At 67.2% G+C, this 23,335-nt stretch carries 22 protein-coding genes; 15 read left to right on the top strand and 7 right to left on the bottom strand.

What is annotated here, in order from left to right; all coding sequences use genetic code 11:
- Positions 1-9: 9 nt before the first annotated feature.
- Positions 10-1,506, top strand: coding sequence for an acyl-CoA carboxylase subunit beta (locus tag ACWDXS_RS00375; RefSeq protein ID WP_449960435.1), 1,497 nt, complete (start codon positions 10-12; stop codon positions 1,504-1,506).
- A gap of 56 nt (positions 1,507-1,562) precedes the next feature.
- Here the strand turns inward: ACWDXS_RS00375 and ACWDXS_RS00380 are convergent, their stop codons facing one another.
- Together ACWDXS_RS00380 and ACWDXS_RS00385 are read right to left on the bottom strand one after the other, a co-directional pair.
- Positions 1,563-2,690: an NDMA-dependent alcohol dehydrogenase gene (locus ACWDXS_RS00380; RefSeq protein ID WP_449960438.1), complete on the bottom strand. Its 1,128-nt coding sequence runs from the start codon at positions 2,688-2,690 to the stop codon at positions 1,563-1,565.
- Between the two features lie 45 nt (positions 2,691-2,735).
- Positions 2,736-3,554 carry an enoyl-CoA hydratase/isomerase family protein gene (locus ACWDXS_RS00385; protein WP_449960441.1) on the bottom strand — a complete coding sequence of 273 codons (819 nt, stop codon included), beginning with the start codon at positions 3,552-3,554 and terminating at the stop codon, positions 2,736-2,738.
- 326 nt (positions 3,555-3,880) lie between these two features.
- On the opposite strand from ACWDXS_RS00385, the gene ACWDXS_RS00390 reads away from it, so the two are divergent.
- The 10 genes from ACWDXS_RS00390 (at position 3,881) to ACWDXS_RS00435 (ending at position 14,548) form a co-directional block, all read left to right on the top strand.
- On the top strand, positions 3,881-5,521 hold the full coding sequence (locus ACWDXS_RS00390; RefSeq protein WP_449960444.1) for an AMP-binding protein: 1,641 nt from the start codon (positions 3,881-3,883) through the stop codon (positions 5,519-5,521).
- Complete coding sequence (locus ACWDXS_RS00395; protein ID WP_378992953.1) at positions 5,518-6,357, top strand: amidohydrolase family protein; 840 nt, start codon at positions 5,518-5,520, stop codon at positions 6,355-6,357. Before ACWDXS_RS00390 ends, ACWDXS_RS00395 begins: the two co-directional genes overlap by 4 nt.
- Positions 6,358-6,384: 27 nt before the next feature.
- A complete protein-coding gene (locus ACWDXS_RS00400) occupies positions 6,385-7,437 on the top strand; it encodes an acyl-CoA dehydrogenase family protein (RefSeq protein WP_387447016.1) in 1,053 nt (350 codons plus the stop codon).
- A gap of 13 nt (positions 7,438-7,450) precedes the next feature.
- Positions 7,451-8,653 (top strand): acyl-CoA dehydrogenase family protein, encoded by a 1,203-nt coding sequence (locus tag ACWDXS_RS00405; RefSeq protein ID WP_378992955.1) that lies wholly within the window; start codon positions 7,451-7,453, stop codon positions 8,651-8,653.
- Between the two features lie 21 nt (positions 8,654-8,674).
- The gene (locus ACWDXS_RS00410; RefSeq protein WP_378992957.1) at positions 8,675-10,333 is read left to right on the top strand and encodes a thiolase C-terminal domain-containing protein; all 1,659 of its coding nucleotides are present in this window, start codon (positions 8,675-8,677) and stop codon (positions 10,331-10,333) included.
- A complete protein-coding gene (locus tag ACWDXS_RS00415) occupies positions 10,330-11,259 on the top strand; it encodes an alpha/beta hydrolase (RefSeq protein ID WP_378992958.1) in 930 nt (309 codons plus the stop codon). The genes ACWDXS_RS00410 and ACWDXS_RS00415 overlap by 4 nt, the downstream gene beginning before the upstream one ends.
- Positions 11,260-11,676, top strand: coding sequence for a Zn-ribbon domain-containing OB-fold protein (locus ACWDXS_RS00420; protein WP_067446981.1), 417 nt, complete (start codon positions 11,260-11,262; stop codon positions 11,674-11,676).
- Positions 11,677-11,693: 17 nt separating this feature from the next.
- Positions 11,694-12,842, top strand: coding sequence for a thiolase family protein (locus ACWDXS_RS00425; RefSeq protein WP_067446979.1), 1,149 nt, complete (start codon positions 11,694-11,696; stop codon positions 12,840-12,842).
- A 64-nt stretch (positions 12,843-12,906) separates the two neighbouring features.
- On the top strand, positions 12,907-13,926 hold the full coding sequence (locus ACWDXS_RS00430; protein ID WP_449960452.1) for an aromatic ring-hydroxylating oxygenase subunit alpha: 1,020 nt from the start codon (positions 12,907-12,909) through the stop codon (positions 13,924-13,926).
- 4 nt (positions 13,927-13,930) lie between these two features.
- Positions 13,931-14,548 carry a cysteine hydrolase gene (locus ACWDXS_RS00435; RefSeq protein WP_449960455.1) on the top strand — a complete coding sequence of 206 codons (618 nt, stop codon included), beginning with the start codon at positions 13,931-13,933 and terminating at the stop codon, positions 14,546-14,548.
- Between the two features lie 80 nt (positions 14,549-14,628).
- Here ACWDXS_RS00435 and ACWDXS_RS00440 read toward each other — a convergent pair whose 3' ends face one another.
- The 5 genes from ACWDXS_RS00440 to ACWDXS_RS00460 form a co-directional block, all read right to left on the bottom strand.
- Entirely contained in the window at positions 14,629-14,931 is a 303-nt protein-coding gene (locus tag ACWDXS_RS00440; RefSeq protein WP_378992962.1) for a hypothetical protein, read from the bottom strand.
- Positions 14,932-14,939: 8 nt separating this feature from the next.
- The gene (locus ACWDXS_RS00445; RefSeq protein WP_449960459.1) at positions 14,940-16,448 is read right to left on the bottom strand and encodes a class I adenylate-forming enzyme family protein; all 1,509 of its coding nucleotides are present in this window, start codon (positions 16,446-16,448) and stop codon (positions 14,940-14,942) included.
- A 77-nt stretch (positions 16,449-16,525) separates the two neighbouring features.
- A complete protein-coding gene (locus tag ACWDXS_RS00450) occupies positions 16,526-17,824 on the bottom strand; it encodes an amidohydrolase family protein (protein WP_449960462.1) in 1,299 nt (432 codons plus the stop codon).
- 53 nt (positions 17,825-17,877) lie between these two features.
- The gene (locus tag ACWDXS_RS00455) at positions 17,878-18,024 is read right to left on the bottom strand and encodes a DUF1059 domain-containing protein (RefSeq protein WP_067446967.1); all 147 of its coding nucleotides are present in this window, start codon (positions 18,022-18,024) and stop codon (positions 17,878-17,880) included.
- A gap of 37 nt (positions 18,025-18,061) precedes the next feature.
- Entirely contained in the window at positions 18,062-19,282 is a 1,221-nt protein-coding gene (locus ACWDXS_RS00460) for a CaiB/BaiF CoA transferase family protein (RefSeq protein ID WP_449960467.1), read from the bottom strand.
- Between the two features lie 169 nt (positions 19,283-19,451).
- Between ACWDXS_RS00460 and ACWDXS_RS00465 the strand changes: the two genes are divergently transcribed.
- The 4 genes from ACWDXS_RS00465 to ACWDXS_RS00480 are packed head-to-tail and all read left to right on the top strand — an operon-like array spanning position 19,452 to position 23,276.
- Entirely contained in the window at positions 19,452-20,915 is a 1,464-nt protein-coding gene (locus ACWDXS_RS00465; protein WP_449963350.1) for an aldehyde dehydrogenase family protein, read from the top strand.
- Positions 20,916-20,967: 52 nt separating this feature from the next.
- Positions 20,968-21,816: a mycofactocin-coupled SDR family oxidoreductase gene (locus ACWDXS_RS00470; RefSeq protein ID WP_067446961.1), complete on the top strand. Its 849-nt coding sequence runs from the start codon at positions 20,968-20,970 to the stop codon at positions 21,814-21,816.
- 3 nt (positions 21,817-21,819) lie between these two features.
- On the top strand, positions 21,820-22,011 hold the full coding sequence (locus ACWDXS_RS00475; protein WP_067446959.1) for a rubredoxin: 192 nt from the start codon (positions 21,820-21,822) through the stop codon (positions 22,009-22,011).
- Complete coding sequence (locus ACWDXS_RS00480) at positions 22,008-23,276, top strand: NAD(P)/FAD-dependent oxidoreductase (protein WP_449960472.1); 1,269 nt, start codon at positions 22,008-22,010, stop codon at positions 23,274-23,276. Before ACWDXS_RS00475 ends, ACWDXS_RS00480 begins: the two co-directional genes overlap by 4 nt.
- Positions 23,277-23,335 lie beyond the last annotated feature (59 nt).

The raw sequence follows: 23,335 nt of genomic DNA on the forward strand, positions 1-23,335 counted from the left end.
AGGCCCGACATGACAACTGCCAACACCTGGGACGAGACCCTCGACGATCTCGGCCGCCGCCGCGCGCGCGTGCTGGAGATGGGCGGCCCGGACCGGGTCGCCAAACACCGGGGGAAGGGAAAGCTGGACGCCAGGGCGCGTATCGAGCGGCTGCTCGATCCCGGCACGTTCCAGGAGTTCGGCACACTCGTCGGCGGCGACGTCGCCGCCGACGCGATTGTGACCGGGTCCGGGCTGATCAACGGCGTCCCCGTCATGGTCGGCGCCGAGGACTTCACCACCCTGGCCGGCTCGATCGCTCCCGGCAGCAACTCCAAGCGCTACCGGCTGGCCGAATTGGCGGTGCGCGACAAGGTGCCGCTGGTGATGCTGCTGGAAGGAGCGGGGTTCCGGCCGACCGGCGATCACTACGGTCGCACCCCCACCGATCTGCTGGCCCAGGCGCAGTGCTCGGGCAAGGTGCCGATGGTCACCGCCGTGCTCGGGCCATCGGCGGGCCACGGCGCGCTGGTCGCCCCGGTCGCCGACTTCTCCATCATGAGCAGGCAGGGCTGCATCTTCACCGCGGGGCCGCCGGTCGTGAAAGTCTCGACCGGCGAGACCATCTCGAAAGAAGACCTGGGTGGGCCCGATGTCGCGCTGCCCAGCGGTGTGGTCCACAACGTCGCCGAGACCGACGAGGACGTCCTCGACGAGATCCGCCGCTACCTGTCCTATTTCCCGCCGAGCGCGTGGTCCTATCCGCCGGTGTATCTCGCCGACGAGACCACGGGGCCGCGCGCGACACCGGAGTTGCTCGACATCGTCTCCCGGGACAACGTGCAGAGCTACGACATGCGGGCCGTGCTCGATGTCGTGTTCGACGGTACCGATTGGTTCGAGGTGCAGCCCGAACGCGGCACGCCGATCATCTGCGCGCTGGCACATCTGGGCGGGCACCCGGTCGCGGTGGTGGCCAATCAGCCGCAGGTCCTCGCGGGTTCGATCGACACCGAGGCCGCGGACAAGGCGGCCCACTTCATCATGGTCGCCGATTCCTTCCACCTGCCGATCATCTTCCTCGCCGACAACCCGGGGATGCTGCCCGGTAGCGAGTCCGAGCGGGAGGGCGTATTGCGCAGCGGCGCGCGGATGTTCGTCGCGCAGACCGCGGCGACCACGCTGAAACTGCATGTGACACTGCGCAAGGCCTACGGATTCGGTTCGATGGTGATGTCGCTGATCGGATTCGACGGTCAGGCGGGCACCTTCGCCTACCCGGGCGCCACGATGGGCGCGATGGGCGCTGCCGCGTTGAGCAACGCCTCCAACGCCGAAGCGGATCTGGCCGCCGAACTGCGCGAGATGGAGCTGAAGGCGTCCTACCATTCAGCCGAACACATGGGATTCGATGAACTGATCCGGCCCGAGGAGACCCGCGACGTTCTGCTGCGCTCGCTGCAGCGCGGCCTCTACGGGCGACAGACTCCCGCCCAGCCCGTGCAGCGCACCGTCATCATTCCCTGAACCGCCGACAGCAAGGGGGCCGAACGATATCGTTCGGCCCCCTTGCTTCGTGCGTGCTACCGATCGGCGTCGGTGAAGCGAATGATGCCGCGTAGACCGGGGGTGCGGTGGATTTCCTCGTAGCCCTCGTTGATCTGGTCGAGCCGGTACTCCTTGGTGAGCGTGCCGTCCAGATCGAGATCGCCGAGTTTGTAGAGGGCCAGCACCTCGAGGATGTCCTCGTGCGGATTCCCGCCGCCGAACAGGCTGCCCTGCAGGTTCTTCTGCAACAGCGTCCGCATCGACAGCGTGAGCGGCACCTGGGCGGCCACTGTGGAGCCCATGGCGGTGAGCACACAGGTGCCCGCTCGGGCCGTGAGGTCCATCCACGCCTCGAGGTCGTCGCCGTCTCGTCGCCCCATCGACGCGATCACCTTGTGACACATCCGTCCGCCCGTCGCGTCGGCGATGCCGACGGCGGCGGTCGCGAGATCGGGATAGACGTCGGTGGCGCCGAGTTTCTCGGCTTGTGCGCGCTTCCACTCGACCGGGTCGACGACGAAGATCCGTGACGCGCCGGAGAGCACCGCGCCCTGCAGCGTGGACGCGCCGACGCCGCCGAGCCCGATGATCGCGACATCCTCACCCGGCTGGATCCGTGCGGTGTGGACGGCCGAGCCGTAGCCGGTGGTGATGTCGCAGCCGACGAGGCACGCGATCTCGAACGGGATCGACCGATCGATCTTGACCACCGAGGCCCGATGGACCACGGCGTAGGGCGCGAACGCGCCGACCAGTGCCATCGGATGCACTCCGCGTCCCCGCGCGGTGACCCGGAAGGTGCCGTCGGAGACAGCCGCGCCACCGAGCAGGCCGGCCCCCAGATCGCACAGATTGCACAGTCCGGCCCGGCACGGCCCGCACGTGCCACAGGACGGCACGAACGACATCACCACATGGTCGCCCACGGTGAGATCGTGCACGCCCGCACCGACTTCCACCACCACCCCCGCGCCCTCGTGACCGCCGAGGACCGGGAAGTCGGCCATGGCGATGTCGCCGGTGACGAGATGGTGGTCGGCGTCGCACAGCCCCGCCGTCTCCATCCTGACCTTGACCTCACCCGTCTGTGGCTCGCCGATCTCGATGTCTTCGATCGACCACGGCTGATCGCGGTCCCAGATCAACGCGCCTCTGGTCTTCATCGGTACCTCTTCGTGGTGTCGGGTGGTGGGAGAGTCGGCCGGGGGTCACCGGCCGTGGAACTCGGGAGCACGGTGTTGCCGGAAGGCCGCCAGACCCTCCTTGAAATCAGCTGTGCGGCAAGCGAGTTCCAGTGCGTAGAGCTCGTTGTCCATCGCCTCGGTCAATCCCGTGACCAAATTGCGGTGGATGGACTGTTTGGCCAGGCCGAAGGCGATGGTCGGCGCGGCGGCCAACCGGGCGAGCAGCTCCTCGGTCGCCCGGTCGAGGTCGTCGGGTGCCATAGCCGCGTGGATCAGGCCCCAGTCGGCGGCGTCGCCGGCGCCGACCTTCTCGCCGAGTAGCAGCATCCGCTTGGCCCTGGACAGCCCGATCAGGCGGGGGAGCAGCCAGGTGGAGCCGGAGTCGGGGCTGAATCCGCGCGGCAGGAACGGCTCCCAGAAGACAGCGTCGGTGTCGGCGAGGGTGAAATCGGCGGCGATCGCGAGATTGCACCCGAGCCCGGCCGCCCAGCCTCGGACGGTGCACACCACCGGTAGATGCACCGTCTGGAGCAGCTCGATGACCCGGTGGGCGGTGTGGGGGATGCGTCGCACCAGATCTCCGGTCGGCGGGCGCTCGCCCGCGCTGTTGGTCGCCACCCAGTCGACACCGGAGCAGAAGTCCGCTCCGGCGCCGGTGATGTGCACGACGCGCAGCTCGGCGTCGGTCGCGGCGGCGGTGAGCGTGGCGACCAGGGTGTCGATCATGCTGGGGGAGAGTGCGTTGCGTCGGTTCGCCCGGTCGATGGTGAGGCGCAGAATCGGTCCGTCGTGCTCGACGCCCACCGTCCCCGCGTTGTTGTCGGGCGCATTGTCGGTGGTCACTGTCGTCCCCGATTCTTCCTGGTCGATCGGTATCGGTGAGTCATACCGTTACATATACAGTAAAGACTACCGTTCGAATCTGCGACAGGTGGCGGATCGACTGCGCTCGCCGCTGGGCCGGTCTTCGGCGGTTCGGGAGCGATCCTCGGACGAAACCTTGCGCCAGGCTCTACTGTTACGTATACAGTAGTCATATCTATTCGGCTTGCGGCAAGCTTTCCCGTCAGGCGGCGCGCGACACCCGCCGCTTCGTTCCGCTAGGACATCGAGGACCGAACCATGCACACAGAACAATCGAACCTCCGCGCAGGTAGCGGAGCGCTCTGTTGACCGAATGGACGATCAGCGCGGTATTCGACGAGGTCGCGGCGGCAGTGCCGGATCGGACATTGACAGTGTGCGGCGAGCGTCGCCGCACCTTCGGCGACACCGCGCTGCGCACCAGGAAGTTCGCGAACTTCCTGGCCGAGCGGGGATTCGGTGTGCACACCCCGCGCGCGGAACTGGATCGATGGGAATGCGGGCAGGATCGGATCGCGCTGCTCATGCGCAACGATCAGTACCTGGACGTGATGATCGCCGGTATGAAGGCACGGGTCATACCGGTCAACATCAACCACCACTACACCGCCCACGAGATCCGGGATCTGCTCGCCTACATCAAGCCGCGCGGCATCGTCTACCACCGGTCCTTCGGTTCGGTCGTCGAGCAATCCGCGCCCGAGGGCGTCGAACTGCTGGTCTCGGTGGACGACGGCAGTGACGTCCCCGAGCTGGCGGGTGCGATCGGCTACGAGGACGCGGTGGCGCTCGGCGCCGACGAACCGGTCATCGAGACCTCGCCCGACGACCTGGTGATGCTGTGCACCGGCGGCACGACGGGCAGGCCCAAGGGCGTGCTCTGGCGCCAGAGCGACATGTACGTCTCGTCGATGAACGGTGCCGACCACGAGTCGGGCGAGGGCCTGCGCCGGCTCGCGCTGATGACCGGTCACGTCTGGTTCGCGGTGTCGCCGCTGTCGCACGCGGCGGGGATCTGGACCTCGTTCGCCGGCCTGCTCGCCGGGCAGACGATCGTGCTCTACGACGACCGGCACAAGTTCGACGCGCACAGCGCACTGCGCGTGGCCGAACAGGAAAAGGTCGCGCTCATGACGATCGTCGGTGACGCCTACGCCGGTCCGCTGGTGCGTGCGTTGCGCGAAGAGTCCTACGACCTGTCCGCGTTGATGGCGATCGGTACCGGCGGCGCGGCGACCAATCCGGTGCACCGGCGTGACTTGCTCGACCTGCTTCCGCACGCGTTCGTGGTCGAGGGCTACGGGTCGTCGGAAACGGGTGGCATGGGATTCGGTCGCAGTACCAAGGGCAACGAAGTCGACAGCTTCGCGCCGATGCCGGGCGGAACAGCGGTGAGCGACGACCGCACCCGGTTCCTGACGCCGGGGGAGGGCGAGGTCGGCTGGGCGGCGCGGACCGGGCGCGTCCCGCTGGGCTACCTCGACGACCGCGAGGCCACCGAGCGCACCTTCCCCGTCATCGGCGACGTCCGGATGGCGATCCCCGGTGATCGAGCGAGCGTCGCCGCCGACGGCTCCTTGCGGTTGCTCGGGCGCGACGCCCTCGTGGTGAACACCGGTGGCGAGAAGGTATTCGTCGAAGAGGTCGAGGAGGTGTTGCGTTCGAATCCCCGGGTCGGTGACGCGCTCGTGGTCGGCAGACCGAGTGCGAGATGGGGCAACGAGGTGGTCGCGCTGGTCTGTGTCGACCCCGGCGACCGTGTGTACGCGGCGAATCGGGTCGGTCCGGCGGCGTTGCGGCAATTGTGCCGATCTCGGCTGGCCGGCTTCAAGGTGCCCAAAGCCGTGATCTATGTCGACGAGATCCGTCGGCTCGGAAACGGCAAACCGGACTACCGCTGGGCCATGCAGCGCGCCGCCGCGGAAGCCGAGGGAAACGGGGAATGACGATGCGCAAGGTCAACGACTGTCTGGTCAATGTCCACTTCGGCGAGCTCGAGCAACCCACCTGGATGCTCAAGGTCCGCGACGACTACTTCAAGGGCGCGGCGTCGATGTACGCCCAGGTCGAACTCGGTGCCTTGCTCGACGAGATGGACGAACAGGGCGTCGAGAAGGCCGTTCTGATGTATTCGATGGTGAAACCGTCCAAGACCGCGCTCGCGTTCGTCGAGGCACGCCCGGATCGGTTCTCGCTGGCGGTCAACGGCGTCGATCTCCTGCGCCCGGTCGCCTCGCTGCGTGAACTCACCGCGTTGGTGCGCGACCTGCCCGTCACCTACACCACCACCGGGGCGAGTTTCTGGGGCGACGGCCGGTATCCGCCGACCGACGCGGTGTACTACCCGCTCTACTACAAATGCGCCGAGATCGGTCTTCCGTTGTGCATGAACACCGGCATTCCTGGCCCGCCGATCCCGGGTGAGGTCCAGAATCCGATCTATCTGGACCGGGTGTGCTACCAGTTCCCCGAACTGAAACTGTGCATGATCCACGGCGCCGATCCGTGGTGGGACACCGCGATCCGGCTGCTCATCAAATACGAGAACCTGCGCTTGATGACCTCGGCCTGGTCACCGAAAAGGTTGCCGGACAGCTTGATCCACTTCATGCGCACCCGGGGGAAGAACAAGGTCATCTTCGGTTCGGACTGGCCGGTGCTCGCTATGCGCAGGCTGGTGCCCGAGGCCGAGGCCTTGGATCTGCCCGCGGACGTGCTCGACAACTACCTCTACAACAACGCGCAGGAGTTCTTCTTCGGCGACCGATCCGTCGGCGACTGACGCGCCGCAATCAGGAGAAATACGATGTTGGACCGATATGAACTGCGTCGACAGGACTACAGCCTGTCGGCGGATCAAACCGAACTCCAGGCCGTCTACGCGAAGTTCTTCCGTTCGCGGTGTTCCCTCGAGACCGTCCGCGCGGCGGAGGAGACCGGATTCGACAAGGATCTGTGGGAGCAGCTGTGCGCGACCGGCGCGACCTCGATGGCGTTGCCGGAAGCGGTCGGCGGTGACGGCGCGACCCTGGTCGAATTGTCCTTGGTAGCTGAGGAATTGGGACGGGTGATCGCTCCGCTGCCGTGGATCGATCACATCTGCGCGGCACGGTTGCTGGGCCGACTCGGCGCGCTGACCGCGGGCGAGAGTGACAGCACCGAGGTGGTCGAGGGCACACGGTTGCTCGCCCTCGATACCCGCGTCGACCCCGCGACCGGCGTGCGGCTCATCGCCGCGGGCTCGGTCGCCGACGACATCATCGTCCGTGACGGCGACGACATCGTGCGGGTGAGCTTCGATACCCGCCCCGCGAAGGTCGACAACATCGGCCGGCTGCCGATGGCCTGGGTGGACCCGGCCGCCGCCGACCGCCGGACCGTGCTGGCCAGTGGCGCGCAGGCGCTCACCGAGTACCACCGGGCGCTCGACGAATGGCGCGTGCTCACCGCCGCGGCCCTGGTCGGGCTGATCGACGAAACCCTCCGGATCGCCGCGGAATTCGCCACCACCCGCTACACGATGGGTGTCCCGATCTCGACCCTGCAGGGCATCTCCCATCCACTGGCCAATATCGCGATCACGGTCAATGCCGCGCGCAACCTGACCCGGCGCGCCGCGTGGTTCCTCGAACACGAGCCCGACACGCAACCCGGTCTGTCGGCCGCGGCGTTCGTCTTCATCGCCGAGGAGGCGCCGCGGGCGGCGACGATGGCCGTCCAGGTGCAGGGCGGACTCGGGGTCGCGACGGAAGCGGCCGCGTCGGCCTATCTGGTGCGGGCACGGGGCTGGCCGTTGGCCGCCGGTGATCTGGGCGCCAGCGCAGTGCAGGTCGCTGAACTCTTCGCCGCAGCGTCGGCCTAGGACGGAGTAGAACATGAATTTCTCACGAGTCGAACTCTCTGCCGATGACCAGGAATTCCTGGACGGCGCACGAGCCTTTCTCACCACCCATGTCACCGACGAGGTGCGTCGCCGCGATCGCGAGACCGGTGACAACTTCGACGCAGGCGTGCACGAGGCGCTCGGCGCGGCCGGGTGGCTGAAGGCGGAGCTCGCCGACGAAGCGGACGGCGGGCTCAATCGCCTGCGGCGCCGGATGTGGGACCTGGAGAAGCGGCGGGTCCACATTCCCTGGGTCACCTGGGGTACGACCGCGATCGTCTCCAAGTCCGTGCGCAAACATGGTTCGGCCGAATTGCAGGAAGAGGTACTGCCCGGCCTCGAGCGCGGTGAGATCCGGTTGTGCCTGGGATACACCGAGCCCGACGGCGGGTCCGACGTCGCGATGTGCAAGACGCGGGCGGTGCGTGACGGCGACCAGTGGGTGATCAACGGCTCGAAGATGTTCACCACCGGCGCGCACAACTGCCAGTACGTCTTCCTGATCACCAATACCGACCCCGAGGCGTCGAAACACAAGAGCCTCACCATGTTCCTGGTGCCGCTGAACAGCCCCGGCATCGAGATCCAGGGCATCCGCACCGTCGACGGTGATCGGACCAACATCGTCTACTACAGCGATGTCCGGGTCGACGACAAGTACCGTCTCGGTGAGGTGAACGGCGGGTGGGCCGTGCTGATGGGCCCCCTCAACGAGGAACACGGTGTGGTCGGCGCCGATGACGACGGCCTGCAGGATGTCTCGATCCTCATCCACCAGGGCACGATGATGGCGACCTCGGTCGAGAAGGTGGTCGCCATCGCGGCCCGTCCCGGTCCCGACGGGCGTCGTCTGCTCGACGACCGGTCGGTCGGCTATCGCCTGGGCCGCAGTATCGCGCGGATGGAAGCCGCGCTCGCCGCGCCGCACATGTTCGGCCGCGTCGCCATCGCGCAGGCCATGCGCGACATCTCACCCGAGCTGATGGACATCCTCGGCCCCGCCGCCGCGCTGCCGATCGAGACCGAGGGCGCCGCCGACAACGGCGGGATGGAATACATCTACCGCTGGGCGCCGCTGTGCGGCATCTACGGCGGCACGCTCGAGGTGTTCCGCAACATGATCGCCCAGCACATTCTCGGGCTCGGCCGGGCCAACTACTCACTGCCGGCCAAACCCAAGGCGCAGGCGAGCTGATCGCGCTCGGAAGGAGCACCCGTGGCCGAGACCACGCAACGGCCGCCGCCGCCGATCACGCCGGAGACCGCTTTCTACTGGGCCTCCGGCGCTGACGGTCGCTTGCGGATCACCCAGTGCCGCTCCTGCGCGGCGCTGATCCATCCGCCGCAACCGGTGTGCCGGTACTGCCGTGCCGATCAGCTCGAGATCAGCGTGGTCTCGGGATTCGCCACGCTGATCGGTTTCACGGTCAACGAGCGATTCGCGGTGCCCGGGCTGCCCGCGCCCTATGTCGTCGCGCAGGTCGCGCTCGAGGAGGACTCGCGAGTCCGGTTGACCACCAATGTGATCGACTGCGATCCCGCCGATCTCGTGCTCGGCCAACGGATGGCGGTGGTGTTCCAGCAGGCGGGTTCGGCCTGGCTACCGCTGTTCCGCCCGGCGGATCCGGCATCGCCGCCCGCGGCGATGCCGGTGGACCCGATCGACCCGGCCGCCGTGCGCGAGCATGTGCGGCCGATGGCCTCGCGCGAGAAGTTCGAGGACAAAGTCGCCTTCACCGGGATCGGCCGGTCCGAGATCGGGCGGCGGCTCATGGCCGACCCGCTGTCGCTGACCCTGGCGGCGTGCCGGGCGGCGGTCGCCGATGCCGGACTCGACCTCGACGACATCGACGGTCTGTCGACCTATCCGGGGTCGGGAAACTTCGGGCCCTTCTCCGAAGGCGGCGTCACGGCGGTGGAATCGGCCCTGGGCATCCGCCCGACCTGGTACAACGGCAGCGCGGAGACCTTCGGCCCCGGCGGCTCGGTGATCGCGGCGATGCTCGCGGTGGCCAGTGGTCTGGCTCGTCATGTGCTGTGCTTTCGCACGGTGTGGGAATCCACCTACGCCGAACACGTTCGCGCCGGGACGATCACGCCGTCCGGCGGGATCACCGACCCGTGGCTCACTCCGTTCGGCGCGATCTCGGCGGCGCACCTGCTCGCCCAGACCGCGCAACGGCATTTCCACCGCTACGGCACCGATCGGGAGACGCTGGGCTGGATCGCGCTCAATCAGCGAGCCAACGCGGCCCTCGACCCCTCCGCGATCTACCGGGACCCACTGACCATGGACGAGTATCTGTCCGCCCGCACCATCACCACACCGTTCGGTCTCTACGACTGCGACGTGCCGTGTGACGGTGCGGTGGCCGTGATCGTCTCGGCCAGGGAAACCGTCGCCGATCTGGCCCGACCACCGGTCTTCGTCGAGGCGGTCGGCACCCAGATCATCGAACGGCTCGAATGGGATCAGAGCACGCTCACCCACGAACCGCAGGTGCTCGGCCAGGCGGCGCATCTGTGGTCGCGCACCACCCTGGGGCCCGACGACGTGGATGTCGCCGAGCTCTACGACGGATTCACCTTCAACTGTCTGTCCTGGATCGAGGCGCTGGGCTTCTGCGGTATCGGCGAGGCCAAGGACTTCCTCCAGGGCGGCAAGAACATCGCGCGCGACGGAGTGCTGCCGCTGAACACCCACGGTGGGCAGCTCTCGCACGGGCGCACCCACGGCATGGGTTTGATCCACGAGGCGATCACGCAGTTGCGTGGCGGGGCTGGGCAGCGACAGATTCCAGCGGCCCGGGTCGCGGTCGTCAGCAGCGGTGGACTGACTCCCAGCGGTGTGATGCTGCTGCGGGCGGACTCGTGAGCGCCGAGGGCACCGGCCTGCTGCCGGAGCACAGCGCCGTCGACAGCGTCGTCACCAGGGAAGTCGAGGTCGCGGGAATCCGGATGTCGGCGCTGTGCGCCGAGGTCGCCGATCCTCGCGCCGTGCTGGTCGCCGTGCACGGCGGCGCGACGACGGCGCGCTATTTCGATCTACCGGACCGGCCGTCGCTGTCGCTGCTACGGGTCGGCGCCCGACTGGGTTTCACCGTTCTCGCGCTCGACAGACCGGGATACGGCGCTTCGGAACCGTGGGGTGAGTTGTTCGACGAGCCGCAGCGCCGCGTCGACGCGACCTATGCCGCGATCGACGCGCTGCTGGGAACGAGCGAACGCGGCGCCGGGGTCTTCCTCGCCGGACATTCGGCGGGCTGTGACCTGGCCGCGCGGATGGCCGCCGACGATCGGGGCGCCGAACTGCTCGGCCTCGAACTGGCGGGCACCGGTGTCGACAAGCGTCCCGAGGCCATCCGGGTCATCGAAAAGATCCGGAAGACGGGCAGGGCAGGCGGAATTCGCGAACTGCTGTGGTTCCCACAGGACAGCTACCCGCCGGAGGTCCTCGGCGGGCGTTTGCTGACCTCGGGCACGCCGGGCTACGAGGTCGCCGTCGTGCACGACTGGCCGACCGACTTCCCGACGCTCGCCGCCCGGATGCGTGTCCCGGTCCGGGTGACCGACGCCGAGTACGAGCAGGTGTGGCGAACCGACCCGGCTGCCCGCGCCGGGATCGCCGAATTATTCACCGCTACATCACGTTTCGTGAACAACGTGCAATACGGGTGTGGGCACAACCTGAGCGTCGGCTACGGCGCCGCGGCCTATCACCTGGGCCTGTTGTCGTTCGTGGAGGAATGCGCGCTGCGATCGACCCCCGCCCGCTACCGATCAGAAGTCGAGGAACCATAGATGCAACGAATGATCGCTCCGGAAATCTCCAACTGGCCCGCCGAGGAGTTCCACCTCGTCGGCGGATCGTGCACCGACTGCGGTGCGGCGGTGTTCCCGATCCAGGACCTGTGCCCGCGGTGCAGCCGCCCGTCGATCGAACAGATCACCCTGCCGCGCACCGGAACCCTGGTGGCCTGGACCACCCAGGGATTCCTGCCGGGCGCGCCCTATCTCGGGGACGAGACGGCCCGGACCTTCGTGCCCTTCGGCGTCGGGCTGGTGCAGCTCGGTGACGTGATCCGGGTCGAGGCCAGACTCACCGAGAACGACCCGGACAAGCTCGAATTCGGGATGGACGTCGTGCTCACGACCGTTCCGCTCGGCACCGACCCCGAAGGCGCCGAGGTTCTCACCTTCGCCTTCCAACCCGCCTGAGGGACAGGAGTTCTGACATGACCAACGAGGTAGCGATCATCGGCGTGGGGATGCACCCCTTCGGCCGATTCGAGGGCAAGACCGCCATGCAGATGGGCACCGACGCGATCCGGGCCGCGCTCACCGACGCCGGGCTGGAATGGCGCGATGTGCAATTCGCGGTCGGCGGCAGTTGGGAGGTCGCCAATCCCGACGCGATCGTGGGCATGATGGGACTGACCGGTATTCCGTTCACGAATGTCTTCAACGCCTGCGCCACCTCCGCCAGCGCCACCGAAGCCTGCGCCGACGCGATCCGGCTCGGTAAGTACGACATCGGCATCGCGATCGGGATGGACAAGCATCCGCGTGGTGCCTTCACCGTCGACCCCACTCTGGTCGGCATGCCCAAGTGGTACGGCGAGAACGGTCAATACCTGACCACGAAGTTCTTCGGGATGAAGGCCAATCGCTACCTCCACGACCACGGTATCTCTCAGGAGACCCTGGCAAAGGTGGCCGCCAAGAACTACCGCAACGGCGGCTTGAACCCGAATGCCTTCCGGCGCAAGCCGATCAGCGAGCAGGAAATTCTCGACTCGCCGATGTTCAACTACCCCCTGACCCACTACATGTTCTGCGCGCCCGATGAGGGCGCGGCCGCGGTGATCATGTGCCGGGCCGACATCGCGCACCGGTACACGAGCAAACCGATCTTCGTGCGAGCTGTCGAGGTACGGACCCGGACCTACGGCGCCTATGAGGTCAATACGACCTACGCCCCGGTGCAGGAGGATGTCTCGCCCTCGGTCTATGCCGCGCGCAGCGCGTTCGAGTCGGCGGGGGTCTCGCCCGGCGACATCGATGTGGTCCAGTTGCAGGACACCGACGCCGGCGCCGAGATCATCCATATGGCCGAAGCGGGCTTCTGTGCCGACGGCGAGCAGGAACGGCTGATCGCCGAGGGGGCGACCGAGATCTCCGGATCTCTGCCGGTGAACACCGACGGCGGACTCATCGCGAACGGCGAACCGATCGGTGCCTCCGGCATGCGCCAGTTGCACGAGCTCGTCCTGCAACTGCGCGGCACCGCGGGCGATCGGCAGGTCGGCGGTACACCCACAGCCGGGTTCGCTCTGCTCTACGGCGCTCCCGGCACCGCGGGCGCCACCATCGTCACCACATGAACGCGCCGGGCTCGGCCGACCGAGACCGAAATCCTGGAAAGTTGCCCAGCACTGGAGGTTTGCTGTGAAGGTTCCGTTCACCTGGAAGGTCACCGGCTGGTTCATGGTCGGCTGGTCGGCCGAGTTCCCGATCGGCGAGACCCGCCCGTTGAAGTACTTCGGCGAGGATCTGGTCGGCTACCGCGACGAGGCGGGCGAGGTACACATCCTCACCGGCCACTGCAAGCATCTCGGCGCCCATCTCGGCCACGGCGGCAAGGTCGTCGGCGACTGTGTCGAATGCCCGTTCCATGGCTGGCGCTGGGGACCGGACGGCCGGAACAAGAACATCCCCGGCGAGGACCGCGTCAATCGTGGTCTGCGTCTGCAGGTGTATCCGGTCAACGAGCAGAACGGGTGTGTGTTCATGTGGCACCACCCGGAGGGAAAGCCGCCGCAGTGGGAGATGCCCGACATCCTCACGATGTTCCCCGATCTCGGTTCCGATCCGGACGCCTACTACCGCCCGTACCCGGAGTTCTCGAGCAAGACCGAACGTGAGCCCGTGCACCCACAGGTGGTGCTCGAGAACGGTCCGGACAGTTTGCATTTCGAGTATGTACACGGCGCGACGGTCACCCCGCAGATGCTGGACTACAGCGCGGTCGACCACACGTGGAACTTCCTGACCGGATGGCCGGACGCGCGCAGTGACGACCCGAGCAAGATGGCGTTGAAGATCCACGCCCAGATGTTCGGTCTCGGCGGTTCGATCAGCGCGTTCGAGGGGTCATCGAAGCACCGGCTGATCTTCGCGACCACTCCGGTCGACGACGAGTGCTCGGATCTGTTCTATTCGATCTGGTGGCCGAAGAACCCGGGTGACGACGGCGATGTGCCGCCGCCGGAAGTTCGTGCGCGGGTGGAGAAGCAATTCCTGGTGACGGTCTGGGAAGACCTCGACATCTGGCGCTACCAGAAATACGTGGAGAAGCCCCCGCTCTCGCCCAAGGACGCCAAACCGTATCTGTCGCTGCGCCAGTGGGCTGCCCAGTTCTACGACGTGCCACCGGCCGACGCCGCGGCAGTATCGTCCGCGCGGTGAGCGGATGAGCGTGCGGTCACTGGCTGATCTGGTGGCCCCGGCCCATACCGCCGTGATCACCCAGGAATGCCAAGGCGCGGTGGTCGGCCCCGCCGCCGGGTTGCCCGCGCTCGCGCGTGAGGCCCGGCGGGCCGCGTTGCCCAATATCGCGACCCTGCTCCCGGCGGCCCGGGTCGCCGGGGTGCGGGTCGTGCACTGTCTGGTGTGGCGGCGTGCGGACGGTCTCGGCTCCAATCACAACGCGAAGTTGTTCGCCCTCGGGCGCCGCGGTGTCGCGGTGACCCCGGGCAGTGAGGGGGCGACCCTGCTGCCCGAACTGGGCCCGGAACCCACCGATCTGGTACTCGGCCGACAGCACGGTCTCGGGCCGATGGGCGGCACCGACCTCGACGCCGTGCTCCGCAACCTCGGTGTCAAGACCATTGTGGTGGTGGGTGTTTCGCTGAATGTGGCGATTCCGAACCTGGTGATGGACGCGGTCAACGCCGCCTACGATGTCGTGTTGCCCCGCGATGCGGTCGCGGGCGTACCCAGCGAATACGGCGAGGCGATCATCGACAACACCTTGTCGTTGATCGCCACCGTCACCACGACCGCCGAGCTGATAGCCGCTTGGCGCTGAGGCAGGCAACCTCGTCGGCGACAACAAAACGGCGCTCCAGCCTTCTCGAGGCTGGAGCGCCGTGTGCGTAGGTCGTCCGATCAGTCGCTGGACGGCAGTTGCTTGGCCTCCTTGAGACCGAGCGGGATCTCGTTCACATCGAGGGTGCCTTTGCCCGCTCGCGTGACGAGCAGCTCGGCGCCGGTGTCGTGGACGTAGCGTTTACCGACCGCGGTGCCGCCGGCGAACGCGGGATCGAGGACCGCCCCGGTGCCGGTCTCACTGCCCAGCGGCACCATCGGGGCACCGCCACAACGCAAGTCGTCGATGGCGTCGGTGGATTTGATGACGATGACCTGTGTTTCACAGACCTGGCTCGTCAGCCGGGTGCCGCTCTTGATCACGATGACTCCTAGAGGATGGACGGGGCGGAGGAGATCTCCTGGATGAGGTTGCGCCGCAGGATCTTGCCGGTCGGCGTGGTGGGAAGGTCGTCGCGGAAGACGACCCGGTCCGGCGTGCGCGACCCACGCAGATTGGCCCGCACGTGGGCGCGTAGCAGTTCCGGATCAGGCGTGGCGCCGGGGGAGGCGACGATGACGGCGACGATGATCTGTCCCCACTGTTCGTCGGGCACGCCGATCACGGCGACTTCGCGAACATCGGGATGTTCGACGAGCACGTCCTCGATCTCGGCGGGAGCGATGTTCTCCCCGCCGCGGATGATGGTGTCGTCGGAGCGGCCACCGATGAACAGATAGCCGTCGGCATCGAGCTCGGCGAGGTCCTTGGTGGGGAACCAGCCCTCGGCATCGAGGACGGAACCGAGCTCGGCGTAGACCCCCGAAACCTGCGGTCCCCGGACGAACAACTCGCCGACCGCGCCGGGCGCGAGTACCGCACCGGCGGCGTCGCGGATCTGCAATTCGACACCGGGCACCGCCCGCCCGACCGAGCCGAGTCGCCGGGCGACCGCGGGGTCGTTGGACCCGTGTGCGGCCCGGTGATCCTCGGGGGTCGACACCGCGATGGTCGAACTGGTCTCGGTGAGACCGTAGGCGTTGACCAGGCCGACCTCGGGCAGCAGCTCGAGCACCGCGCGGACCAGCGGCAGCGGCGCCTTGGCGCCGCCGTAGGCCAGGGTGCGCAGCGTCGGAAGTTCGACGCCGGGCCCGGCACGGAGCACGGTGACGATGCGATCGAGCATGGTGGGTACGACCGTGGCGTTGGTGATCTGTTCCTCGCGGACGAGGTCGATCCAGCGGACCGGGTCGAACTGGCGCAGGTACACGGTGCGTCGGCCCGCGTACAGATTCGACAGCGCCGCGCTGACGCCCGCGATGTGATAAGGCGGCACACAGATCAGCGCCGCGTCGCCGGGTTCGGCGGAGGCGAACTCCACGGTGCCCATCACGTAGCCGGTGAGATTGGCGTGCGTCAGTTCGACGGCCTTGGGTCGCGCGGTCGTGCCGGAGGTGAACAACAGCACGGCGACGTCGTCGGGCGAGGCGTCCTGAACTGTGTGCTCCCCGTCGGCGGTCCGGAGGGCGGCGAGGAACAACGCGGAATCGATGACCTGTTTGCCGCAGCCCGCCACCATCTCGAGGTATTCGGAGTCGACAACGATCAGCGGGTTCGGCAGCCGGTCGATCAGGTCGCGCAGGCCGGTAGCGCTGAGGCGGTAGTTCAGCGGTGTGAACGCCACCGCGGCGCGCGCGGATCCGAACAGCAACAGCGGCAGCATGATGCCGCCGGTTCCCACGTACGCGACATGCTCGGCACCGGAGGAACCGATCAGTCCGGCCGCCCGGTCGGCCAGTTCGCTCAATTGCGCCGCGCTCGTTCGCGTTCCGTCGGAGACGACCGCGGCCCGCTCCGGTTCACTGGCCGCGACCATCTCGAGCATTACCGAAATGCTCAATTCATCACCTCATCGATTTCGGAGAAGGATGCGGCCACCCTGGTCTGCAGACCGAGGGTGGCCGCGTCGTCGTGCGGTCAGCCCGCGTTCTGGGCGGTAGCCGCTTTGATCTGCGCCGCGAACGCCTCGAGCTTGTCCTCGGATGTGGAGTTCTTGTGCTTGCGGGCCTGCACGCTGACGTCATGATCGGCCGCGGCCGCCCGCAGCGCGCCGACGGTGGCCTGCTCGCGCGGAATGTGCTGAAACGGGTCGAAGGAGTACCAGCGCATCGCGTTGAGGTGGGTCATCTTGTCGATCTCGTCGTTGGGCACCTGCTCGCGCCCGAGTACCTGCTCGAGTACTTCGGGAGCGTCGGGCCACATGGAATCGCTGTGCGGGTAGTCCATTTCCCACATGATGTTGTCGATGCCGATCTCGTGGCGCAGCCGGACACCGATCGGATCGCTGATGAAGCAGGTCATGAAGTGGTCGCGGAACACTTCCGAGGGCAGCCTGCCGCCGAAGTCCTGCATCGTCCAGGTGGAGTGCATCTCGAAGGTGCGGTCGACGCGCTCGAGGAAGTACGGAATCCAGCCGGTGCCGCCCTCGGACAGTGCGATCTTGAGGTCCGGGTAGTCCTTGACCGGGCGCGACCAGAGCAGGTCCGCCGCGGCCTGCACGATGTTCATCGGCTGCAAGGTGATCATCACATCCGGCGGCGAGTCGACCGCGGGGATGGACAGCCGTCCCGAGGAGCCGATGTGGACATTGAGCACGGTATCGGTGTCGACCAGGGCTTTCCACAGCGGATTCCAGAACGGATCGTGGAAGCTCGGGTAGCCGAGCGCGGCGGGATTCTCGCTGAAGGTCAGCGAGTGCACGCCCTTGTCCGCGACTCGGCGGACTTCGGCGGCGCACAACTCGGCGTCCCAGATCACCGGTAGTGCCATCGGGATGAACCGGCCGGGGTAAGCGCCGCACCATTCGTCGATGTGCCAGTCGTTGTAGGCCCGGACCAAGGCGAGGGAGAAATCGGAGTCCTCGGTCGCGAACAGTCGTCCCGCGAAACCGGGGAACGACGGGAAGTTCATCGACGCCAGTACCCCACCCGCGTTCATGTCCTTGATGCGTTCGTGGACATCGAAACATCCGGGGCGGATCTCGTCGAGACCGTCGGGCTCGAGACCGTATTCCTCTTTCGGGCGCCCGGCCACGGCATTGAGCGCCACATTGGGGATGACGGTGTCGCGGAACTTCCAGACATCGGCGCCGTTGTCGGTGCGCACCAATTGCGGTGCCTCGGCGGCGTACTTCGCGGGCAGGTGGTTGGTGAACATGTCCGGCGGCTCGATGATGTGATCATCGACGCTGATCAGGATCATGTCGTTCTTATCCACGATCACACTCCTTAATGATTACAGTAAGGCTTACAATATAGCCCATGGTCGGTTCAGTAGGCCATGAACAGGATTTGCTCGCGGCTGTATCGGTGGTCGGGGTGCTGCTCGGTGAGATGGCGCTGAGCGGCGGCGACCAGGTCGTCTTCATCGGTTCCGATCAGGAATTCACCGCACGGGCAGCTCAAATGCCGCTTCATGATTCGGCCCCGATCGGCGGCACGGTGCGTTCGGCGGTCACAGGATCGCCCCGCTCTCCTTCGCCGCGATGATGTCGTCCCATTCCAGGCCGAGCTCGAGCAGGATCGTCTCGGTGTGCTCGCCGTACTCGGGGGCCCGGCTCGCCGGTGCGGGCTGCTCGTCGAATTGCACGGGAGCGGAGACGGTTCGGTAGTCGTTGCCCGCGCTGTCGGTGGCTGTCATGAGATAGCCGTTGGCCGCGACCTGGGGGTCGTCGAGAACTTCGCGTGGACTCGCGATCGTCGCCCAGACGCCGGGCTCGTCGGCGAGCGCCTTCTGCCAGTCGGCGAGATCGCGCTCGGCGAAGGTCTTGCGCAGTTCGGCGGTGGCGGCCTCCTGGTTGACGACCAGGTTCGCCAGCGGCACGAACCGCTCGTCGACACCGAGATCGGGCCTGCCGATGCGTTCGCAGAATCCGCGCCAAAAACGGTCGGCTTGCAGGAGTACGAGCTGGACCCAGCGGTTGTCGCGGGTGCGATAGCGGTTCGCCGCAGGATTGAGCGCGGTACCCGCCTCGCCGGCCGGAATGCGGTCGATGTCGTAGTAATCGGCTGCGGCGATATCCGGTGCGACGGCCCACATGCCCTGTGCCAGTAGAGAACTGTCGACCAGCGGGGCGTGTCCGGTGCGTTCGCGGTGGAACAGCGCGGCGGTGACGCCGCCGGCCAGCGTGATGCCGCCCTGGAGGTCGCCGAAGGCGGGTCCCTGGGCCATCGGGAATTCGGAATTCGTCGGCGTCAGCGCGTACGCGACGCCGGCGCGCGCCAGATAGCTCGCCGCGTCGAAGCCGCCGCGGTCCTTCTCCGGGCCACGGCTGCCGTGGCCACTGCCTCGGACGATGATGACGTTCGGGTTGAACTCGCGGATCTGCTCGACGGTCAAGCCGGCTCGCTCGAGTGGCGCGGGGAGCCAATTGGTCAGGAAGACATCGGCTCCGGCGATCAATCGGCCGAGGATCTGCCTGCCCTGGGTGGACTTGATATCGACGCCGATGCTGCGTTTGCCGTGGTTGCCGAGCTCCATCATGAAGTTGGCACGCACCTCGGTGCCGGTGCCGTCGAGGCCGCCGATGGTCAGGTTGCGGCACGGATCGCCGCCGTTGGTGTCCTCGATCTTGATGACATCGGCGCCCCAGTCGGCCAGCGCGGCTCCCGCGCTGGGCACGTAGGTCCACGATGCCAATTCGACCACTGTGACGCCACTGAGCAAACCGGACATCGGTGCTCCTCTCCCGCAATTGATACGTGTCGTGAAGTACTATACGGTAATCATTACAGTTACTCATCCAGGATGGCCATCGGGAGGCAATGTGAGCGACATCGTCGAAGAGCGGACGACGCTGAGTCCGGAGTGGGGCCGTCAGGCAGCCGCCGAGGCCGAATTCCGCATGCTCATCGACGGTGAGCTGACGGCAGCGGCGTCGGGCGCATCGTTCGACAATCGCAGTCCGGCCACCGGGGAAGTGCTCGGCACCACCGCGGCGGCCGACGAACAGGACATGCTGCGCGCCATCGCCGCCGCTCGCCGGGCGTTCGACGACACCACATGGTCGACCGACCGGGACCTGCGCCGCCGCTGCCTCGAACAGCTGCAACGCGCGTTGGAGTCGGAGCTCGAGCTGTTCCGCACCGAACTCGTCGCCGAGGTGGGTTGCCCGGTGATGACCACGCAGACAGCGCAACTGGAGTGGCCGCTGGCGGAAGCGCTGCGGTATCCGGCGGGCCTGATCGACGAGTTCGAGTGGGAGCGGACTCTCGCGGGCGGCGGCGTCTTCGGCGATCGCAACCGGCGCATCGTCGTACAGGAACCGGTGGGTGTGGTCGCCGCGATCTGCCCGTCGAACTTCCCGCTCGAGGTGATCCTCAACAAGCTGGGACCCGCGCTGGCCGCTGGAAACACCGTCGTGCTCAAACCCGACCCGAACACCCCGTGGAACGCGACCAGGCTCGGTCGGTTGATCGCCGAGCACACCGACTTCCCGCCGGGCGTCGTGAATGTCGTGACGACACCGTCCAACGAGGTGGCCGGACTCCTGGCGAGCGACCCCCGCGTCGACCTCATCTCGTTCACCGGTTCGACCGGCGTCGGGCGCACGCTGATGCGCCAGAGCGCGGGCACGATGAAGCGGACCTTCCTCGAACTCGGCGGAAAGTCCGCGCTCGTCGTGCTCGACGACGCGAAGCCCGAACACGCGCTGCGCAGCGCGGTGGGGGTCTGTGTGCACGCGGGCCAGGCGTGCGCGGCGACGAGCCGGATGCTGGTGCACCGCTCGATGTTCGACGACATGGTCGCGGCGGTGGGCGCGATGTTCGCGGCGGTGCCGGTGGGCGATCCGGTGCTGCCGCAGACGCTGGTCGGCCCGGTCATCAGCGCGGCCCAGCAGACCCGGGTACTCGATATGTGCGAGCGGGCGATTCGCGACGGCGCGCGGCTGGTCACCGGTGGTGGCTTGCCCGCCGATCTGCCCGCCCACCTCGCCGGTGGCCACTTCGTCGCTCCGACGGTGTTCGTGACCGATGATCCGAACTCGGCGATCGCCCAGGAGGAGATCTTCGGTCCGGTCCTGGTGATGCTCGCGTTCGACGACGACGACGAGGCGGTGCGGATCGCCAACAACAGCGCCTTCGGCCTCGCGGGCGCGGTGCTGTCACAGTCCGACGAACGCGGTATGGGCATCGCCCGTCGACTCAGGACCGGTGCGGTCGGCGTCAACGGCGGCATGTTCTACGGCGCCGACGCGCCGTTCGGCGGCTACAAGAACAGCGGCGTCGGTCGCCAGTGCGGCATCGAGGGTTTCCAGCAATACCTGGAGACCAAGACCATCGGCTCCCGGACGCCGCGACAGCGCTGAGTCGCTGTCCGGCAGAGCAATTCACCATCGAAGTACTGAAAGGTTGTCACCAGTGGGAAAATTGGACGGCAAGGTCGCGGTCATCTCGGGCGCGGCGCGAGGGCAGGGACGTTCGCACGCGGTGAACCTCGCCGCCGAGGGCGCGAGCATCATCGCCTTGGACATCTGTGCCGACCTCGAAGGCAACACCTACCCGCTCGCGCGGCCCGAGGACCTCGAGGAGACGGGCAGGCTGGTCGAGAAGGAAGGTGCGCGTTTCCATCCGGTGGTCGTCGATGTGCGTGAGCGTGGCGCCGTCTGGCAGGCGGTCGCGCAGGGGGTCGAGGCGCTGGGACGGCTCGATATCGTGGTCGCCAACGCGGGCATCGCCCCGCTGGGCAGCGGCCAGACCATGCAATCCTGGTCGGACACCATCGATACCGACCTCGTCGGTGTGTTCAACGTGGTGCAGGCGAGCCTGCCGCATCTCGGTGCCGGGGCGTCGATCATCGCCACCGGTTCCCTCGCCGCGCAGCTGGGGAGCTCGACCAAGCAGGGACCGGGCGGCTCCGCCTACAGCCTCGCGAAACAAGTTGTCGCGCACTACGTGAACGACCTGGCGGTCCAGCTCGCGAAGAAGTCCATTCGGGTCAACGCGGTGCATCCCACCAATGTCAATACCGACATGCTGCACAACGAGGGTATGTACAAGATCTTCCGTCCCGATCTCGAGGCGCCGACTCGCGCCGATGCCGAGGTGGCGTTCCCGGCGATGCAGGCGATGCGCGTGCCGTACATCGAGCCGCAGGACGTCTCCAACCTCGTGGTCTTCCTCGCCTCCGAGGATTCGCGCTACATCACCGGCAGCCAATTGCGGGTGGATGCGGGTGGTTTCGTCAAAGCCGTGCCCTGGGGGAAGTGAGCGATGAGCGACACGACGACGGTGTACAAGCTCTACCGCTGTGTCATCTGCGGATGGGAGTACGACGAGGAACTCGGCTGGCCGGACGACGGCATCGAACCCGGCACCCGCTGGGACGACATCCCCGAGGACTGGACCTGCCCCGATTGCGGCGCCGAGAAGGCCGAGTTCGACATGGTCGAGGTCGATCGGTGACGATCGCGCGACACGGCCGGGCGGTGATCGTCGGCACCGGTGTCGCCGGCGCCAGCGCGGCCGAGACGCTGCGCAAGGAAGGGTTCGCCGGATCGATCGTGCTGGTCGGCGACGATCCGGCGGCACCGTATCGGCGCCCGATGGTCTCCAAGGAATTGCTGTCCGGCTCGGTCGGCGAGGAGAAGGCGCGGCTCAAGCCCGCCGCGTTCTGGGCGGACAAGTCGATCGAGTTGCGCACGGGTGTGACCGTGCGTGCCGTCGATACCGCCACGGCCAGTGTGGAGTTCGACGACGGCGACCAGTTGGCCTATGACGCGCTGATTCTCGCGACCGGAGGCAGGCCACGACGGCTGGACCTGCTGCCCGAGGCCGAGACACTGCGGCACCTGCGTGACGCGGCCCGATTGCGGCAGATTCTCGATCGCGTCGGTGCTACCGGCGCCGTACCGAGTGTTCTCGTCGTCGGCGGTGGACTGGTCGGTTTGGAGGCGGCGGCCGCGGTGCGTACTTTCGGCGCCGACGTCGTGGTGTTGGAGACGGCGGACCGGGTGCTCGGACGGGTGGTGCCCGCCGAGGTCTCGGCGAGCTATGCGCGTCTGCACCGGGATCGAGGGGTCCGCGTGCATACGGGAACACGGCTCGCGGCCGCGCACAACGAGAACGGCCGGACCCGCGTGTTCGCCGAGGACGGTCGGGAATGGGTCGCCGACGTGGTGATCGTCGCGGTCGGCATGACCCCGGATACCGAACTGGCGGTCCGCGCGGGCCTCACGGTCGACGATGGCGTCGTCGTCGACGAGTTCGGGGCGACCTCCGCGCCCGGGGTGTACGCGGTCGGTGATGTCGCGCGGCTGCCGAACCGGATTCTGGGTGGAACCGACCGGATCGAGCACTGGAATCACGCGCAGGCCCACGGCGCGGCCGTCGCGCACACCATCTTGGGCGCGCAGGTGCCGTATGAGGAAGTTCCGTGGTGTTGGACCAACCAGTTCGGTCGCAACCTCCAGATCGCGGGCTGGCCGGGGTACGGCACGGAAACAATCGTCTACGGCGACGTCGATGCAGGACCGTTCCTCGCGCTGACCCTGGTCGAGGATCGCCTGGTCGGCGTGCTCGGCGTCGGTAGGCCCAAGGATGTCCGAGCAGCTCAGAACCTGATCAAGAACGGCCCCTATCTGCCGCGAGCCGCGCTCGCGGCCGACAATCTCGATTTGGTCGAGTTGGCCTCGGCGCCAGAGCAATTCGCGGCATCAGCGGGGGAATAGGCGCTCGTACAGCTCGCCTGGATCTGGTGCGCGCAACTCGGACCGACCGCCGCTTCGAC

The sequence above is a fragment of the Nocardia sp. NPDC003183 genome, from assembly GCF_053590715.1.

Bases quoted from the DNA above. Each gene is read 5' to 3' on its own strand.
- ACWDXS_RS00395 (WP_378992953.1), top strand. From the start codon at position 5,518: ATGACGATGCGCAAGGTCAACGACTGTCTGGTCAATGTCCACTTCGGC.
- ACWDXS_RS00420 (WP_067446981.1), top strand. From the start codon at position 11,260: ATGCAACGAATGATCGCTCCGGAAATCTCCAACTGGCCCGCCGAGGAG.
- ACWDXS_RS00425 (WP_067446979.1), top strand. From the start codon at position 11,694: ATGACCAACGAGGTAGCGATCATCGGCGTGGGGATGCACCCCTTCGGC.
- ACWDXS_RS00405 (WP_378992955.1), top strand. From the start codon at position 7,451: ATGAATTTCTCACGAGTCGAACTCTCTGCCGATGACCAGGAATTCCTG.
- ACWDXS_RS00475 (WP_067446959.1), top strand. From the start codon at position 21,820: ATGAGCGACACGACGACGGTGTACAAGCTCTACCGCTGTGTCATCTGC.
- ACWDXS_RS00460 (WP_449960467.1), bottom strand. From the start codon at position 19,282: ATGTCCGGTTTGCTCAGTGGCGTCACAGTGGTCGAATTGGCATCGTGG.
- ACWDXS_RS00435 (WP_449960455.1), top strand. From the start codon at position 13,931: ATGAGCGTGCGGTCACTGGCTGATCTGGTGGCCCCGGCCCATACCGCC.
- ACWDXS_RS00455 (WP_067446967.1), bottom strand. From the start codon at position 18,024: ATGAAGCGGCATTTGAGCTGCCCGTGCGGTGAATTCCTGATCGGAACC.
- ACWDXS_RS00380 (WP_449960438.1), bottom strand. From the start codon at position 2,690: ATGAAGACCAGAGGCGCGTTGATCTGGGACCGCGATCAGCCGTGGTCG.
- ACWDXS_RS00375 (WP_449960435.1), top strand. From the start codon at position 10: ATGACAACTGCCAACACCTGGGACGAGACCCTCGACGATCTCGGCCGC.
- ACWDXS_RS00465 (WP_449963350.1), top strand. From the start codon at position 19,452: ATGCTCATCGACGGTGAGCTGACGGCAGCGGCGTCGGGCGCATCGTTC.